This is a genomic window from Mycobacterium conspicuum (assembly GCF_010730195.1).
In the GTDB taxonomy this organism is placed as follows: Bacteria; Actinomycetota; Actinomycetes; order Mycobacteriales; family Mycobacteriaceae; genus Mycobacterium; species Mycobacterium conspicuum.
The window spans coordinates 3,231,281-3,247,476 of record NZ_AP022613.1; the positions used below are offsets into that span (position 1 = coordinate 3,231,281).

The following is a 16,196-nucleotide window of genomic DNA, read 5'->3' on the forward strand; positions in this document are numbered from 1 at the left end:
CGGAGCGCGGATTTCCGGGCAGTGGCGGTTAGCCTGGCGAGATGCGGATCACCATCCTGGTCGCAGGGCCTGTCCTGCTTGCAGGGCTGGTCGCCGCGTGCTCAACCGCGGGCGATAACCACTCGGAGCAGACGTCCACCGTCAGCCCGACAACCACCGCCCCGTCGGGCGGCAAACCACCGGCCGCGTCGAGCGCGCCGGCTGTGCCTAATCGCGGAGCCGCGATGTCCGACGTCATCGCCTGGATCGAGGCAGCTCGTCCGGCGGATCCGGGCCGCTATCACACCGCGGCGCGCGAGGGCGCGACCACGACCCTCGGCGCCGACATCGCGTTCACCGCCCAGGCGGGCAAAGTTACCTGCATGACCGACTCCAAGCACACGGCCGGCGCGCTGGCGTGTCTGGTCACGCTGACCAATCCCCCGCCCCCGCCCGCGACGGCCTACGGCGAATGGAAGGGCGGCTGGGTCGACTTCGATGGAACGAACCTGCAGGTGGGGTCGGCCCGCGCCGATCCGGGCCCGTTCATCAACGGCAACGGGCCCGAGTTGGCGAACGGTGACTCGCTGTCATTCGGCGACTACCGTTGCCGCGCCGATCAATCCGGCCTGTTCTGTGTGAACTATGCGCACCAGTCGGCGGCACGGTTCAGCCCCGACGGCGTCCAGCCGTTCGGCTGCCTGAAGTCGGTGCCACCGCCCGATGGTGTGGGAATCGCGTTCAACTGCTCATGATGGTCGCGAACAGCTGGCTCATCTCGTCGGCGGGTCCGCCGGGCACGGTGTAGCCGGCCTCGTCGCGGATCTCGTCGAGGTGATCGCGCACCTCCTCGAGGGATAGCGCCGGACTGTAGAAGCCCCGCGTGCGTCCGATGAAGAAGCGGGCGACATGCCCGGCCCCCACGGTGTAGATCTCCCCGGAAACGGGGCAATCCCGATGGGCGAGAAACGCCGCCACCGGAGCGACTCGTGCCGGCTCCAGCTTCTGAAGGTATTGGCCCACAAGCTCATCCAGCACCGCCTGCGCCGACGGGTCGTCCGGCTTACCGGTGGTGTCCACCGAGTGCGCCAGCATCCGGGTGTAGGCGATCGGGGCGATGGCGTTGACCTTGATGCCGTGGCCGGCCCCTTCGGCGGCCAGCACCCGGGTCAACCCGATCAACCCGGTCTTTGCCGACCCGTAATTGCTCATGCCCTCGGCGCCCAGGATTCCCGCGGCCGAGGAGGTGTTGACGATCCGGCCGTACCCTTGCTCGCGCATGACTTTCCAGGCCGGTCGCGTCACGTGAAACGCGCCCCTCAGGTGCACGTCCAGCAGCGGTTCGAACAACTCGGGGGTCATGTCTTCAAAGGGCGCGTCGCGGACGATTCCGGCGTTGTTGATCACGATGTCCACTCGGCCCCAGGCGTCAAGGGCGGCGTCGACGATCGCCGCTGCGCCCTCGGGTCTGGCCACGCTGTGCCCATCGGGGATGGCCGCACCGCCCTGCCGGCGGATCTCCTCAGCCACCACGCTGGCGGCCTGCACGCTCGAGCCGTCTCCGGTCACCGATCCGCCGGTGTCGTTGACCACGACGCGCGCCCCGCGCGCGGCAAGCAGCAACGCGTACTGCTTGCCCAAACCGCCGCCGGCACCGGTGATCACGGCAACCTGCTCGTCAAACCGCAAGTCACCCATCGGGACGGTCACCAGCTCACCGGAAGTTCTTTCATGCCATAGATGTTGGCCTGTTTGAACTGCAACTCGTCCGGCGCCACCGCCAATTTCAGCCCGGGCAGACGACGCGCCAACGTGGCGAACGCGACCTGCATCTCGACTCGAGCCAGATTCGCTCCGATGCATTGGTGCACACCGTAGCCAAAACCCAAGTGCCCGCGCGTATTTCGATCGATGTCAAAGCTTTCCGGGTGATCGACGAATTCGGGGTCCCAGTTTCCGGCGAGCAGGCTCATCATGACGAACTCGCCCGCGCGGACCAGCTGGCCACCGATGGTCAGGTCTTCGGTCGCGACGCGATCGACCTGGCTGTGCACGATGGTCAGGTAACGCATCAGTTCTTCGACGATGTTGGCGATGACGGCGTGATCGTCGGTCTGCCCCAACCGCTCGAACACCTCCGGATGTTCCAGCAGCACAACGGTTCCCAATGCAATCATGTTGGCGGTGGTCTCGTGGCCGGCCTGCATCATGATGACCGCGTTCATGGAGGTGGTGGCATGGTCGAGTTGGCCCGTCGCCACGTACTCGGTGAGCAGGCGGCTGATCAGGTCGTCGCCGGGTTCGCGTTCTTTGCGCTGCACCAACTCCTCGATGTAGGCATACATCGCACCGAAAGCTTGCCCCCTCTCCTCGTCGGTGCACCTGTGGTCCAACCCCACGGTGGTGTTGTGCTGGAAGAGGCCCAAATCTTCCGGCGGCACCCCGAGCAATAGCGCGATAACCATCGACGGCACCGGCAAGGCGAATTCCCGCACCAGGTCGGCCGGCGCCCCGCTGGAGATCATTTGGTCCAGATAGTGATCGACCATGTCCTGAATGTGCGGCCGCATCGATTCGCAACGCCGGAAAGTGAAGTTGCTGGCCATCATTCGGCGCAAGCGCTGATGCTCGGGATCATCGGTGCGTGCGAACATCACCGGGATTTTGTTCTCAGCGTCCCTCGGCATGGTGGAATCCGGAATGGTCTTGGCCGACAATCGCGCATCTACCAGTGCCGCCCTGATGTCCTGGTAGCGGCTGACCACCCAGATCGGGTTGCCCTGAAACATCGCCCGTCGCAGCCCGGGCTCCTCTCGCCAGTCCGCGAACTGCGGCGGCGGCGCGAGGGGGCAACGCGCATCCCGCGGGGCGGGGAGCACCGGAAGGTCGGCGTCGGGGCGAAGTTTGGAAGTTGTTGACATACCCACTGTTTCCCGTTAAGTGTCAGATGTCTGCCAGTTGTAGAGCTTAGAACCGCCGTTTTTGGCAGTCAACCGTCAGTTAGGCTGTTGCGAGTGACAGCGGTGGAAGACCGTCGGCTGCGAGCGGACGCGGCCCGCAACGTCGAGCGCATCCTGCGCGCGGCGCGGGACGTGTATGGCGAGCTGGGGCCCGATGCGCCGGTCGAGGCTGTCGCGCGTCGTGCCGGCGTCGGCGAGCGAACCCTCTACCGCAGGTTTCCGGCGAAAGCCGACCTGGTCCGGGCCGCACTCGATCAGAGCATCGCCGAAGACCTGACACCGGCGATCGCTGGAGCCCGCCGTACCGCCGATCCGCTGCGTGGTCTCACCGAACTGATCGAAGCCGCGATATCGCTGGGCGCCCGTGAGCAAAATTTGATGCTCGCCGCGCAACGGGCAGGTGCGCTGACCGCCGACATCTCGGATTCGTTGGACGAGGCGCTCAACGAGCTTGTCCATCGAGGCCAGCAGGACGGTGTCGTCCGCCCCGATCTGGTGGGCGAAGACATCCTGCGCATCATCGCGATGCTCTACAGCGTGCTCGCCACGATGGAGCTGAATAGTGATGGCTGGCGGCGCTACGTCGTCCTGATGCTCGATGCGATATCGACCAACGAGCGGCAACCCCTGCCCCCAGTCGCCGCTTATCACGCGCTCGAGCCAAACGACTGGCCCTTATGAAGGCTGGGTGCATCGACTGACTTGCGACTTCGCGTGCGGGCCGAGAAGTCAGCGGCGGAGTCGTCGCCGAATCAGTTTCGTGAACTCGACTGCCGAGCGGAGGACGGATTCCAGCTCCAGCGATACGAGCAGCGTGTCGACCATTGCGAAGGGCAGTGTGGTGACCACCGCGCCCCGGCCGTACTCGATGTGCCAGGAACCGGCGTGGATTGTGAGCCCCCTTGCGTTGCCTCTCTCGAGGCAGGCGTGGCCGCCGGGCAACAGGGGCGCCAACGGCAGTGCCTCGTCGGACTCCAGATCGTACGAGTCAATCCGGCCAGCAAGCAGGAACTTATGGATTTCTACATGTTTGTACCGGCCCGAAAAGCCTTGTGTTCCAGTTGGCGATCCGAAAATGACGACGTACTCGCGGGGGCTGAAATAGAGAAAGCGCACCTTGCCGAGGATGCCGCCTGCCTTGCTACCAACCCAACGTCCTGGCGTCGGGTCGATAAGGTCGGGATATTCGCCGGCAAGCAGAGTCACAGTGCGCGCTAGCAGCTCACCACCTTCCAGTGGCAGACCGACAACGTCCTTGGCGACCTTGTGCAGCACGCTCGGGTCGATCTTGTACGGCTTCATCGGAAGATCTTGGCACAACAACATATCCGGCATTCCCGCGGAACCGTGCGCGTTCCACGAAAGTCAATGGTTTGCAGTGCAGCTCTACTACCCACCGAGCGCGATACCCCTCGGCAGTGTCAACGGTAGGTCGTTATAGGTAGCGATACCGGGTGCCGCGGCCACCACTGCGGGAATAGCATGCAGCGGCGGCATCGCGGTGATGATCATCCCAAGAACCATGAAGTCAGCCAAGGTCTCGGCCGGAAAGTCTGGCGGCGGAAGAATATCCAGAGCGGTCTTCACGGTTGGCTGACCCGCGATCTCGATCTCGTAGCCCATGCGGTCGAATCGCCAATCGGGATCCAGAGTCTGACCTTTGCGCCACCGCATCCGGATCTCAATGACCTCACGATCGCCGATGAGGCCCTTCCAGCGCAGGTCGACTCCTGCGACGCAGCCCTTTTCGATCCGCCAGTTGCCGGGCAGGTCGAGCGGCTCGGTCGTCTGTGCATATTCGGCTTCGCAGCGAATGTGGTCAAGGGTGACACCGAGCGCCTCAGCCAGATACCCAACGGCATCTTTAAACACAGAGGTCCCGGCGGCGGTCATCTCTTGCAGGCCGGGGTGATCAATCGGTTTGCCGAACCCGACAGGAAGCTCAGTCGCTGGGGAGTCATAAAGAGTGCTGTCGCCGGACTCGGTGACCGTGATCTTGTCGACGCGATCGCACACCAACGTCGACACCACAGCGAGCAGCTGCGCGAAACCCGGATTGATCCCGCCCCCGAAGATCGTGGCGCCGCCACGTTGGCAGGCGGCTTCGATCCGCTCTTTGTCGTCGCCGCCGAGGTGGTCACCGGTGATGAACGACGCCGTACTGACCACGTTTGCACCCGAAGACAGGATGCGCACGAGCTCGTCGGTATTGGGCCACATCGGGTTGTAGACCACGCAATCGGGTTTCAAAGCCAAGAGCATGTCCACGTCGTCGCTCGCAGTCACACCAAGGCGAGAAATTCCGCTCAGCTCGCCAACGTCACAGCCGATCTTGTCGGGCGACCATGCGTAACAGCCGACCAGCTGCATCCGCGGGTTGGTCGAGATCGCGCGCACCGATCGCCGACCGACGTTTCCGGTAGTCCACTGCACGATTCGCAGAGGTGTGTTCGCCATACCGCCTCCTCCGTCCCCCGTGCTGTTGCCGCTCTCCCTTTTCTAGCTGTCGTTCTCAAGACCACGACCCACCAACCGCGCCGACTCCCCAGCCCTGCTCTCAAATCTCCGAACCGACGAAGTGGCTGTGTGAACGGGTCAGTTGATGGTCACCCCCGCGTCGACCTTGAACTGCAGTCCCGTCACCCATCGGGACTCATCGGAAATCAGGAACAGCACCGCGTTGCTCACGTCGGCGGGTTCCACTGCCGGCGTGGGCATCGCGTTGACGAAGATCGGAATCAGGTCGGGCCGTTCCTCGCCCAGAGCGACGCCGAACGACGGGGGGATCATGCCGGTATGGCAACCGGTGGGAAGCACGGCATTCACCCGCACATTCTGGGCGGCCAGTTCGTTGGCCAATCCCAGCGTTAGACCCACAACGCCGTACTTGGCGGCCGTGTAAGGCAGCTGTAGCGGAAAGCCCTTTATGGCGCCCGCGGAGCTGATGTTGACGAGACTGCCGCCGCCCTGCTCCAGTAGGTGCGGTATCGCGGCCGCGCAGGTGTTCCACACGCCGATGAGGTCGATGTCGACCACCATGCGCCACTGCTCGAGTGTTGTTCTGTCCCAAGGCCCCGACGTCAGGACCCCGGCATTGGCGACCGCTGCGTCCAGACCGCCCAGCTCGCTGACGCCGTCATCGACGGCGGAGCGCAACGCAACGTCGTCGCGGACGTCGACGACGCGGCTCACGCAGCGACGGCCAAGTTCGGTGACCAGTCGTACGGTCTGGGCGAGGTCCTCCTCGGTCGCCAACGGGTAGTCGAGCTGCGGCAGGGATTGACAGATGTCGACCAGGATGAGATCCGCGCCTTCCTCGGCGAGCCGTAGTGCGTGGCTGCGGCCCAAACCGCGGGCGGCGCCGGTGATGAGGACACGTTTACCTGCGACGCGTCCCGAAGGGGCTGCTGTCACCAGACCAGGCCGCGCATCGTCGCGGACAGGGGAATATCCTCCACGGCGATCAGGCCCCGGGGCGCGCGGCACACCCAATCGATGGCATTCACCGCCCGGCCGGCCGTCGAGATGCACCCGGCGTCAGTGGAATCGAGAGTCGGATGAGAAACGTGCGTGTTGATCTCGACCCGCGGGTCGCCTTCCACGACAACACGGTGGACGCCAGTGTGGCCTTCCGGCGGGAAATCCCAGTCCGGCGCGGCGGCAGTAGTCAGCCGGGTGACGTGCTCGAGTGTGATCACTGGCTTCCCGTCGAGAACCCCCTCGGTGGCGAACCGCACCGCGGCCATCTGTCCGGGCTCCACCGTCATCATCGTGCACTCGATGCGTTCTGGGGTGAACCAGCGTTCGATGCGCTGGCGCACCTCGTCGAGCTTGATGTCGAGGTTGTCGGCCAGACTACGCACCTGGCCGCCCCACATCGACACGATCACCCCGGGCAGGAACATCATCGCTGTATCGTCGTTCTCAGTTGTGCCGAATCCCATTGCTGCACCGGTGAATTCGGCATCGTCATAGTTTCCGTAGTCGAAGATTTCCTGCACGGTGACAGAGGAGACGCGGGTGGTCAGGCTCACAGCAGAATGCACCAGGGTGTCACCGGAAAAACCAGGGTCGATGCCGTTGATGTAGAGAGAAGAATTCCCCGCCTCGCAGGCCTGCACCAGTGGCGCTCGCAGCCAATCGTCGGCATGGTGCGGAGTGACCAGCCAGACCATCGATGTACCGACAACATTGGTTCCCGCCCGCAGAAATGCGGACATCTGATCGATGGCCTCCATCGGTCGCGTCTCGCCTTGCGAGGTATAGACAACGCAATCGGCGCCGAGGGCCACCAGGGCGTCGATGTCGTCGGTGGCGATCACGCCGGTGGGCTCGTCCAGCCCGCACAGCTGCGCTGCGTCCTGGCCGACCTTGTCGGCACTGGCCGCGTGTACCCCGACCAGTTCGAAGTCGGGTCGACCGATGATGGCTCGTAGCGAATGCCGACCCACATTGCCGGTGGAGAACTGGATTACTCTGCGCATGGTTGTCTTCCTACCGCAGCTGCGGGTCTAATAGTCGGGTATCGGCAGTGGAGAGTTGTTCGAGTCGATGCCGCCATCGACATGGAAGATGGCGTTGGTGGCATAACAATCGCGCGTCGACAGGTATACCGCGAGCCGGCCCAGATCCTCGACATCGCCGAGGCGATGCAGGGGCGTGGCTTCCTGCATCTTCTCCAGCGAGCCCGGCATCAGATCCAGGCTGCCTTTCAAACCGTCGGTAGCGAACGAACCCAACGCGATCGCGTTGACACGAATCTTCGGCGCGAGTTCCTGCGCCATCGCGCGGGTGAGTGCCTCAAGGCCACCCTTCGCGACGCAATAGGCGGTCAACGCCCGGATGCCGAACCGGGCCGACCCCGACGAAATATTGATGATGCAACCGTGCCCAGCATCGAGCATGTGCGGGGCCGCGAGCTGACTCATGATGAACGCAGAAGTCACGCACCAGTCGAAGGTGTGCCGGAAATCGTCGTCGGTGATGTCTAGGAACCGGGCATAGCTCGACCCACCGACGTTGTTGACCAAGATATCGATTCGGCCGAAGCGCTCCATAGCAGTGTTGACGACGCGTTCGCCGTCGGGACGACTCATAGCGTCCGCGACAAGCGCCAGACCCTTGCCTCCGGCGGCCTCGATACCCGCAATCGTGCCAACGATGTCGGCCTCGGTGCGTGCGGTTCCGACGATGGTTGCGCCCGCCTCGGCCAACACCCGGGCGATGCCGGCACCGACACCCTTGCCGGCGCCCGTGACGATCGCGACCTGTCCGTCAAGCTGGAACTGCTCCAACGCCATCTGGGCTCCTTCGATAGTGTGACGTGTGCGCGCCCGTTAAATCTAGGGATGTATCCTGACTAAAGTCAATGAATAGACCCCCGCGACGTCTCCGGCACTTAGCTTTGGCGAGCCAACAACTACGTTGAGCAAGACTTTCTGAGGCGCACCGCGCACAGCGTTTGGGTTATCCTCATAATCTCTGAGTGAGTCAGGTCAACCGTAAGGGAAGAAATGGCTGTGACGGACAAGCTGTCGCTGCGCGAAGCAAAGCGCTTGCAGACGAGGGAGCGCTTGATGGGTGCCGCGATCGCGGAGTTCACCAGAGCCGGGATGGCCGAAGCCGACGTCAGCGCGATTGTGGCGGCTGCGGGGGTAGCCCATGGAACCTTCTTCTTCCACTTCCCCACCAAGGAACATGTTCTGCTCGAGCTAGAGCGCCGTGAAGAGGACCGCATCGCCAAGCAGTTCGCGCAATTTCTTAAGACCAAACACACCCTCGCTGCCGCCCTCAACGAGGCCGTTCGCCTGGTGGTCGGATTGGAACATCGTCTGGGCTATCTGCTCTTCAATGACTTTCTGGCGCTGCACTTTTCCCAAACCCGTCCACCCACCGAGGATGGCCGAGACCATCCTCTGATCGTCTTGGTTGCCCAGGAGATCGGCTTGGCCCAGGAACGTGGCGAGGTGGACCGGCAGGTCAATCCGATGAACAGTGCGGTGTTCTTCCTATTGGGTCTCTACGCCCTGTTGATCACCACGAATCACTGGCCTACCGGCCACGCGCTGTTGGAAGACTATGTCGCGCGGACGTTGCGGAGCATGCAGCCCTAACCTTGGCGCGTCAGGGGCGTATCACGCCGCGCAGCGGCATCAGCCCAAGTTCGTTGTGGGACATGAACCCTGGCGGGGCATCGCAGACTGCGGGAATCGCATTCGCGGGGCCCATCGCGGTCCAGGTGTAGCCGGGCAACGCGTACCCGCCGGCCGGATCCTGGGCGCCCTGCAGGATCAGCTCCGTGGACGAGTCGCCTTCGATCACGATGCGGTAATGATAGTGCTGAGGCCAATCCTCTTGTGGCTCAATAGCGTCGTAGCTGTCCATGGTGTAGATCTCGTGAAATACGATCAGCGGCCGGCCCTCCACCCATGCCGTCCACTTGTGATGCTGGCGGGCAACGGTGCCCGCTGGGATCACGCCTTTGAAGCCCGGCATGTCGCTGGTCTCCCCGCCCTCGAAGGGGATGTCCCGCGTGGCGACCCCGAGTTCCACCTCGGTCGTGTACTTTTCCACCGTTTTGCCCATGTGCTCGACGATCATTGCCATCGACTGTGCAAACAATGGCCATGCTTGTCCCAGCAGATTAGGGCCGTCTTCGAAGCCGGCGGGATCGCTCCCCATCCCCATCTCGAACAGATACTTCAAGGTATCCCTGCCGAAATTCACGACCTCGTAGATATGGATCGTGTCGATCTGGCTGACGATCCGGGCCAGCGTCAGGACCAGGAGGTCTCCGGCGAAACCGGGGTTGATACCGCCTGCGTGGAACGATGTACCGCCCTCGAGGCAGGCCGCATGGATCTTATCGATGTCCGCCTGACTGTGCTCTGTTCGGTACCACCACGCCCCACCCGACGCGACCACATTCTTCCCGCCGCGCAGCAGGCGGCAGACTTCGTCGGGATCAGACCACAACGGCGCGTAGAACACGCAGTCCGCATCGAGAGCTTCGATGGCCGCCTTATCGTCGGTAGCGAGCACCCCAGTCGGGGGTTTTCCGCAGAGGTCGCCAGCGTCCTTGCCAACCTTCTCCGGGCGATTACAGAGCACCCCGACCAGTTCGTAGGCCGGGTTGTGGGCAAAATGGCGAAGTGCCACGGTTCCGACGTTGCCGACGCCCCATTGGATGACGCGATATTTCCGCTCGGACGGTGACTTTCGCGTCGCTGCCTTGTCTTGGGTGAGCGTCATTGCGACTCCTTTGCGTGCACCGACAGCGCGGACAAATCGCCATGCCTTCGTGGCTAAGCGCTCGCTGAGCGTAGGCACCACGTCAACACGATGTCAACGGCCGGCGCCTGACTTTTGTCAGTAAAGAAACGACCAATCGCTGCGGCGGCCGGCCGCATCAGTCGAGCGCCCAACCCTCGCGCGAGCTGGTCAATCGATCGACAAGCTGGCAAAGCTCCGGTAGCAAATCTGGGCCCGAATTCGCGCGGCTTTCCCTTGACGGATGGGGCCCTTGACTGAGTAAAGTCAGTGGGCGCAGTCACTCTGCGAACGAAAGGGTTCCTGGCCATGCTGCAAGACCGCAAGATCCTTGTGACGGGAGGTACCGGCCAGATCGCGGGCCCCATCGCGGAAGACTTCGCCCGAGACAACGAGGTCTGGGTCGCGGCGCGGTTCAGCAACCCCGACCGGCGGGCAGAGCTGGAGGCACTCGGGATCAAGACATGTTTGTGGGATTTGGACACAGGCGACAACTCAATGCTGCCGGACGACTTCACCCATGTCGTTCATTCGGCACTGAATCTCAGCCCCGAACATGATCGGGCCATCACTATCAACGCCGAGGGATCCGCCTTGCTGATGCAGCACTGTCGCGAGGCGAAGGCGTTCCTTCATGTATCCAGCACATGCGTCTACAAGCCCCATGCGGACCACCCCAACCACGCCTACGCCGAGACCGACCCCCTCGGCGGACTCGCCAGCTACGCCGAGGTCTACCCCGTCGCAAAGCTCACGTCCGAGGGCAGCGTTCGCGCCGCCGCACGAATGCTCAACGTCCCCACCACTATTGCCCGGATGAACGTCGGATATAGCTGGACGGGTCACGGCGGATTGCCCGTCATGCAGTATCAGACGTTCAAGAATGGACAGCCTTGGCTCAAACCGGTCGGCTACCACAACATCGGCTCGCCCATCGGAGGCGTTGACATCGCTGACCAAGCACACAAGCTGCTGGAAATCGCGACGGTCCCCGCAACGATCGTCAATTGGGGCGGCGACGACCCCGTCACCGACCAACAGATGGGTGAATACGTCGCCGAACTGACCGGTGTGACCGCAAGTTTTGTAGAGTCGCCCGTCAATTTCGACAGCTTCTGGTCAGACAACACCCGCCGCGAGCAACTCATCGGAAAATGCTCGCAGCACTGGAAGGACGGCGTCCGAGACACGCTTTGCAGGCTCGGTCTCATCACGGCCGACTAGTTTGCCCCGACACGAAGTCCCGTCGGGCCTCGTTGTCCTAGAGGACATTCCGCGGGCGCAGTCGTGGTCGCCGTTGGCAAGATTGCCACGTGGTAGCGCCACTGCGAGGAAGGAGACGGGAAATGGTGACAGTCGACGATCAGCGCGATGCACCGGCCAGCTTCATCGTGAAGACTCAACTTCTTTGCCTGTGGACGGTACCAACGATGGGACTGTTCCTATTGATCGCGTTTCTGGCGTTCCCCGGCTTCTTCCCACCAATGTCACCGACGATGTCGGCGCAACAGGTTGCTGACTTCTATCGGGAGCACGCATCCGAAATCCGCTTCAGCATGGTGACGTTCAATATCTTCGGCATCATGCTGCTGCCGTTTTACTCGGTGATCGTCGTGCAGATGCAAAGGATGGCAACGCCCAGCAAGGTGCTCGGCTACTGCTATCTCACGGCGGCAACCAGCGGGGCGACGGTCTTCGCCATGGCCGACATCATGTGGCTGCTGGCGGCATTCAGACCGAACCGCAATCCCGAGCTGGTCCAATTGCTCAACGACATGGCGTGGATGATCTTCGTCGCCCCCGTCGGCATGATCTTCGTGCAAAACCTCTGCTTGGCGTTCGCCGTCTTTCTTGACTCCAGTGAACGGCCGATCTTGCCGCGCTGGGTCGCGCCCTTCAACCTGGTGATCGCCGCGGCAGTCGCACCCGCTGCGGGTGCTTCAGTGGTGACGAGGGGACCGCTCGCCTGGAACGGTGCGGTCTCGTTCTGGCTCCGGCTGGTGGCGTTGAGCGTCTACGTCACGGTGATGTTCTTCGTGTTGCGCAAGGCTGTTCAGCAACAGGCCAGCGATGCCGAGGAAAGCCGGGCGGAGTATGCACCATGACCCGAACCGCTCCCCCACCCGTCTCGCCGAGCGGGCCGGGCTACCGCCGACGCGGCTGGCTCACCAATCCCAGGATCGATCTCTGGGCGGTGTGGTGGACCATCCCCATTTTCTATGCGCTGCAAGGCGTTATCTACATCCCGCTGGCCCGGCTCATGCCGCCAAGGCGGCCGGACATCACACCGGAACAGGTCGCGGCATTCTTCGACCATCAGTCGATTGGCATCAAGATCGGGTTCGGGTCGCTGATGGTGATCGCCGGCTTTGTCGGCCCGGCCAACGGCCTCATCGCCTACCAGATCCGGCGCATGACGGTGCACCCCGTCTTCGCCTATGCATTCATCGGTACGCTCTCGGTCGGCGCAACACCGGGGTTTCTGTGGGGTGCCTTCGCCTTCCTCACGGCGGTGTTGCGGCCGGATCGCTCACCGGAGACGCTGATGTTGCTGTACGACATGGCGTTCCTGTCATACATCGGCTCTCTTGGGTGCTTCGCCGCGGCGTGGGCGGTGCTGGGAGCGGCGATCCTCCTTGACAAGAACAAGATCTACCCAAAGTGGTTCGGCTACGCCACGATCTGGCAGATCGTCACCGAGTTCGTTGCCGCAGTGGTGTTCAACTTCCGTTCGGGTCCCTTCGCGTGGAACGGCTTGGTGGCCTTCTACATCGACACTGCGGTCTATCTCTTCTGGCAAGTCTGCCAGTTCTACGTTTTATACCGTGCGGTTCAACAGCAGCCGGTCGAACATCCGGAAGCCCTCCAGTGAGTGAAACCCGGCAGATCGAACTAGCCGCGAGCCGGCGCCCAATTCCATACCTGCCGGGTGACGGGGCGATGTGGTTCTTCGTGCTGGGTGACATGATCATCTTCGCCTCGTACTTCGTTGCGTTCATGATCTTCCGAGCTCGTGAAGTCAACGCCTTCACCGCTGCACAACAGAACTTGTATCTCGACATGGGCGTGGTCAACACGTTGCTGCTGTTGTTTAGCTCGTGGATTGCCGCGCAGGCGGTCCTCGCTGCGCGCGCCGGCGACGCTGAACGCACCACGCGGCTACTCACCGCCACCGCAACGTGCGGCGCGATCTTCATCGTGCTGAAGTTGTGCGAATGGTGGCTGGAGATCAGCGCGGGCCACACGTTCTCCGGCGGCACGTTCATGGCGTTCTATTACGTGTTGACCGGTGTCCACATGCTGCACGTCGTCATGGGCCTGATCATTTTGACTGTGGTCGTGGTCTACGTGCGAACGAACCCGATTCGGTCGCAGGTTGTCGAGCAAGCTACTACGTACTGGCACATGGTGGATCTGCTGTGGGTCATCATTTTCGCGCTGCTCTACGTGATGAGGTGAACGGATGACGGATGCGCGACGCATCACCTACGTGTGGCTGGTGCTGTCAGCCGTCACCGCCGTGACGTGGCTGCTGGGCCACGCCGAACAAGGGTACGGGCGCGCTGCGACCACGGCGGTGGCATTGGTGGTTCTGGCAATTGCGTTCGGCAAGGTCTACTTGATCATTCGGCATTTCATGGAAGTCAGATCGGGCCCGCGGTGGCTTCGCGTCTTCGCGGACGTGTGGATTTTGACCCTGTGCGCGACGATTGTCGGGATATATCTGTGGTGATGCGCGGCGCGAGGCTAGGTCATCTTGCACGATGCTAGGTGGGTGAGGAATTGTGCTAGGCACTGAAGACGCCGGCGCGAGCGTGTCATTCGACGACGTCGTCGGGGCACGCCCGGAATATGCCGCGGCACTGCGCGACATCGAATACGCCATCTGGGATCAGACCCTGGTATCTCCAACGATTTTAGAGCTCTGCAGATTGCGGATAGCACAACTTCTAGGCTGCCGTGCCGCACTTGACTATCGCACACCCCGAGCACCGACAGATAGCCTCGACGAGACCCTGGTCGACTCGCTGACGCGGTGGCCAACCAGCAGCCGCTTCGATCGCCGACTGCGTGCCTGTCTCGGCTACGCCGAGCAGCTCCTCATCGACGCGCAAGAGGTGTCCGACGAACTCTGCCGCGCGGTCATCGACGAAATCGGAGAAGGAGGTTTCCTCGTGCTGACCTACGCGTGTGGGCTTTTCGAGACGACCCAGCGCGCCCGGCTCGTGCTGGGCGCGGCGAGGTGGTGAGATGACAAGCACTCCCCGAACGGGTACCTCCCTGGCAGATGCCGCTCCGGACGTGGGCGCTGCCCAGATGCGGTTCCAACAGGTGGCATATCCCGGGTCCGTGGACATCGTGACCCGCGAATTGTTGCGGATCCTCAGTGGACAATTGTCGCGCTGCACGATCTGCCGCAACCTGCGCTTGAACGCTGCGATCGATCGCGGGTTCGACGAGGCCGCAGTCAAATATCTCGAGGACCCGGCTAGCAGCGATCTGCCGGCCCAGCAGCAAGTTGTGCTTCGCCTTACCAAGGCCTTCCTCACGGATCCGGAGGCTTTTGGGGTCGCCGACTGGGCGGAGTTGCGTAGCTATTACTCACAGGATCAGGTGGCGGAGTTGATCCTGGATCTTGTGCGGTTCCGACCGGGCTCCAAGCTCGTGGTTGCCGCCGGCCTAGAACCCGAAGACGACGAACTCGTCTATCAATAGCTGACCACGTCCCGGGACTCCGCGGTCGGCAGATCGCCGTCTCGGATATTGGCTGACTATAGTCAGTCTGTTACAGTGCATTGGCGGCCCAAGTTGCATCAGAAGATGAGGAGGGTTGGTGAACCTGCCGAAGCTTCAGCTGCGCAATTCCGGCGGCGTCGGCACGGCCGCCCCGCCCGAGCTAACTTTCGACGAGCACGCGGAGCAATCGCAACGCGCGCAGCGCCAGGCCGACAAATGGCTTATCTCCGGCAGTCTGCTGATTGGCACCGCGGCCTTGGGCATCTTCGGGTTGCCGCTGTTCCTGTGGGGGGTGCGGTTGCTGCGTCGCGCCGAGCGCAGTGGGCTCTCGGTGCGGCCGATGCTGGTCACGATGCTCGGCTACTTGGTCATCATTGACGCCGCCATCAATACCGTGGGATGGGCCCTCGACCTGATAGGAAACCACACGCTACTGGCCCGGGTGCTGCTCAACGGCTGGGGCAATATGTTCGATGCCGGCTACTTCTGGCATTACAACGAGCTGTGGGTCGGAGGTGCGGCCGGACCTGGCGAAAAAGCCTGGGAGGTCGGCCTTATCCTGACCGTCTTCACAATGCGCATTGCCGCCGGTATCGGCTTCCTGCAGATGAAGCGCTGGGGCCACCAGTGGATGGTCATCACCTGCTGGATGGGCGTGGTGATCTGGGTAGGCTACGTCTTCAACATGACCATGTTCGCCGACGTGCGCTACGCCGGCGTCGTGTTGCCCGTCGTCGGCTGGTGGCTCTACGACATCTTCTACATCACCCCCTTCCTGGCGATCCCCTATTTGCACACCGTCAACCGAGAAATCTTCTCCGACTGAATGCCACTGAATGCCGTTGGCCCGCACGATATCTCGATGATCGCCATTCGTGTGAGCGCATCGACGATTCAGACTGGCCAACGGAGAATTCAGTTGCATAAGAAGGCGTTTCGATATTCAGTCAGGTCTAGACAGACATCTGCCGCGACCATTATCGTTGACTTCAATCAGTAAAATGGACGCGCAAAGGGCGGATGATGCAACCGGCTAGCGGCTCTGGACAAGAAGCGTGTGTCGGTCGCGTGCAAACAGAGGCGGCACGGACGTCCGCCCCGCGGATCCCGCGCCAGTCGGCTGGGAGCACGTCACTGAGGAGGTCAGATTGTGGGTTATCTCTGGGAGATCCTTCGCTACGTCGCCGCTTGGGGCGGCACCGGCCTAATCATCTGGTTCTGGTATTGGCTGTTCTCGAACATCGGCACGTT

Annotated in this window: 19 protein-coding genes; 11 read left to right on the forward strand and 8 right to left on the reverse strand. The window is 62.5% G+C overall.

The genetic code is table 11. The features are described from left to right. The first annotated feature begins 41 nt into the window (after positions 1-41). Positions 42-734 (forward strand): hypothetical protein, encoded by a 693-nt coding sequence (locus G6N66_RS14870; RefSeq protein ID WP_139825199.1) that lies wholly within the window; start codon positions 42-44, stop codon positions 732-734. Here the strand turns inward: G6N66_RS14870 and G6N66_RS14875 are convergent. After that, positions 721-1,677, reverse strand: a complete 957-nt coding sequence (locus G6N66_RS14875) for an SDR family NAD(P)-dependent oxidoreductase (protein WP_085233019.1) — start codon at positions 1,675-1,677, stop codon at positions 721-723. The genes G6N66_RS14870 and G6N66_RS14875 overlap by 14 nt on opposite strands. A gap of 8 nt (positions 1,678-1,685) precedes the next feature. Next, positions 1,686-2,900: a cytochrome P450 gene (locus G6N66_RS14880; protein WP_085232868.1), complete on the reverse strand. Its 1,215-nt coding sequence runs from the start codon at positions 2,898-2,900 to the stop codon at positions 1,686-1,688. 93 nt (positions 2,901-2,993) lie between these two features. Here G6N66_RS14880 and G6N66_RS14885 point away from each other — a divergent pair, with 93 nt between their 5' ends. After that, positions 2,994-3,620 carry a TetR/AcrR family transcriptional regulator gene (locus tag G6N66_RS14885; RefSeq protein ID WP_085232869.1) on the forward strand — a complete coding sequence of 209 codons (627 nt, stop codon included), beginning with the start codon at positions 2,994-2,996 and terminating at the stop codon, positions 3,618-3,620. A gap of 48 nt (positions 3,621-3,668) precedes the next feature. Here G6N66_RS14885 and G6N66_RS14890 read toward each other — a convergent pair whose 3' ends face one another. The 5 genes from G6N66_RS14890 to G6N66_RS14910 form a co-directional block, all read right to left on the reverse strand. After that, positions 3,669-4,241, reverse strand: a complete 573-nt coding sequence (locus tag G6N66_RS14890) for an isomerase (RefSeq protein WP_085233021.1) — start codon at positions 4,239-4,241, stop codon at positions 3,669-3,671. A gap of 87 nt (positions 4,242-4,328) precedes the next feature. Further along, positions 4,329-5,396: an NAD(P)H-dependent amine dehydrogenase family protein gene (locus G6N66_RS14895; RefSeq protein ID WP_085232870.1), complete on the reverse strand. Its 1,068-nt coding sequence runs from the start codon at positions 5,394-5,396 to the stop codon at positions 4,329-4,331. A gap of 138 nt (positions 5,397-5,534) precedes the next feature. Further along, on the reverse strand, positions 5,535-6,353 hold the full coding sequence (locus tag G6N66_RS14900; protein WP_085232871.1) for a mycofactocin-coupled SDR family oxidoreductase: 819 nt from the start codon (positions 6,351-6,353) through the stop codon (positions 5,535-5,537). After that, positions 6,350-7,423: an NAD(P)H-dependent amine dehydrogenase family protein gene (locus tag G6N66_RS14905; protein WP_085232872.1), complete on the reverse strand. Its 1,074-nt coding sequence runs from the start codon at positions 7,421-7,423 to the stop codon at positions 6,350-6,352. Before G6N66_RS14905 ends, G6N66_RS14900 begins: the two co-directional genes overlap by 4 nt. A gap of 27 nt (positions 7,424-7,450) precedes the next feature. After that, positions 7,451-8,239, reverse strand: coding sequence for an SDR family NAD(P)-dependent oxidoreductase (locus G6N66_RS14910; protein ID WP_085232873.1), 789 nt, complete (start codon positions 8,237-8,239; stop codon positions 7,451-7,453). Positions 8,240-8,452: 213 nt separating this feature from the next. Between G6N66_RS14910 and G6N66_RS14915 the strand changes: the two genes are divergently transcribed. Further along, a complete protein-coding gene (locus G6N66_RS14915; protein ID WP_085232874.1) occupies positions 8,453-9,052 on the forward strand; it encodes a TetR/AcrR family transcriptional regulator in 600 nt (199 codons plus the stop codon). 10 nt (positions 9,053-9,062) lie between these two features. On the opposite strand, the gene G6N66_RS14920 is transcribed toward G6N66_RS14915, so the two are convergent. Then, a complete protein-coding gene (locus tag G6N66_RS14920) occupies positions 9,063-10,190 on the reverse strand; it encodes an NAD(P)H-dependent amine dehydrogenase family protein (RefSeq protein ID WP_085232875.1) in 1,128 nt (375 codons plus the stop codon). 327 nt (positions 10,191-10,517) lie between these two features. Here G6N66_RS14920 and G6N66_RS14925 point away from each other — a divergent pair, with 327 nt between their 5' ends. The 8 genes from G6N66_RS14925 (at position 10,518) to G6N66_RS14960 (ending at position 15,771) form a co-directional block, all read left to right on the forward strand. Beyond that, complete coding sequence (locus G6N66_RS14925; protein WP_085232876.1) at positions 10,518-11,432, forward strand: NAD-dependent epimerase/dehydratase family protein; 915 nt, start codon at positions 10,518-10,520, stop codon at positions 11,430-11,432. A gap of 122 nt (positions 11,433-11,554) precedes the next feature. After that, positions 11,555-12,313, forward strand: coding sequence for a hypothetical protein (locus G6N66_RS14930; RefSeq protein WP_085232877.1), 759 nt, complete (start codon positions 11,555-11,557; stop codon positions 12,311-12,313). After that, positions 12,310-13,080 carry a hypothetical protein gene (locus G6N66_RS14935; RefSeq protein WP_232079315.1) on the forward strand — a complete coding sequence of 257 codons (771 nt, stop codon included), beginning with the start codon at positions 12,310-12,312 and terminating at the stop codon, positions 13,078-13,080. The genes G6N66_RS14930 and G6N66_RS14935 overlap by 4 nt, the downstream gene beginning before the upstream one ends. Then, positions 13,077-13,667, forward strand: coding sequence for a cytochrome c oxidase subunit 3 (locus tag G6N66_RS14940; RefSeq protein ID WP_308205857.1), 591 nt, complete (start codon positions 13,077-13,079; stop codon positions 13,665-13,667). The genes G6N66_RS14935 and G6N66_RS14940 overlap by 4 nt, the downstream gene beginning before the upstream one ends. Positions 13,668-13,671: 4 nt before the next feature. Next, positions 13,672-13,941 carry a cytochrome C oxidase subunit IV family protein gene (locus G6N66_RS14945; RefSeq protein ID WP_085232878.1) on the forward strand — a complete coding sequence of 90 codons (270 nt, stop codon included), beginning with the start codon at positions 13,672-13,674 and terminating at the stop codon, positions 13,939-13,941. Positions 13,942-14,023: 82 nt separating this feature from the next. Next, the gene (locus tag G6N66_RS14950; RefSeq protein ID WP_139825200.1) at positions 14,024-14,458 is read left to right on the forward strand and encodes a carboxymuconolactone decarboxylase family protein; all 435 of its coding nucleotides are present in this window, start codon (positions 14,024-14,026) and stop codon (positions 14,456-14,458) included. A 100-nt stretch (positions 14,459-14,558) separates the two neighbouring features. Then, positions 14,559-14,924, forward strand: a complete 366-nt coding sequence (locus G6N66_RS14955) for a carboxymuconolactone decarboxylase family protein (protein WP_139825201.1) — start codon at positions 14,559-14,561, stop codon at positions 14,922-14,924. Positions 14,925-15,063: 139 nt separating this feature from the next. Continuing rightward, entirely contained in the window at positions 15,064-15,771 is a 708-nt protein-coding gene (locus G6N66_RS14960) for a hypothetical protein (RefSeq protein WP_139825213.1), read from the forward strand. Positions 15,772-16,196 lie beyond the last annotated feature (425 nt).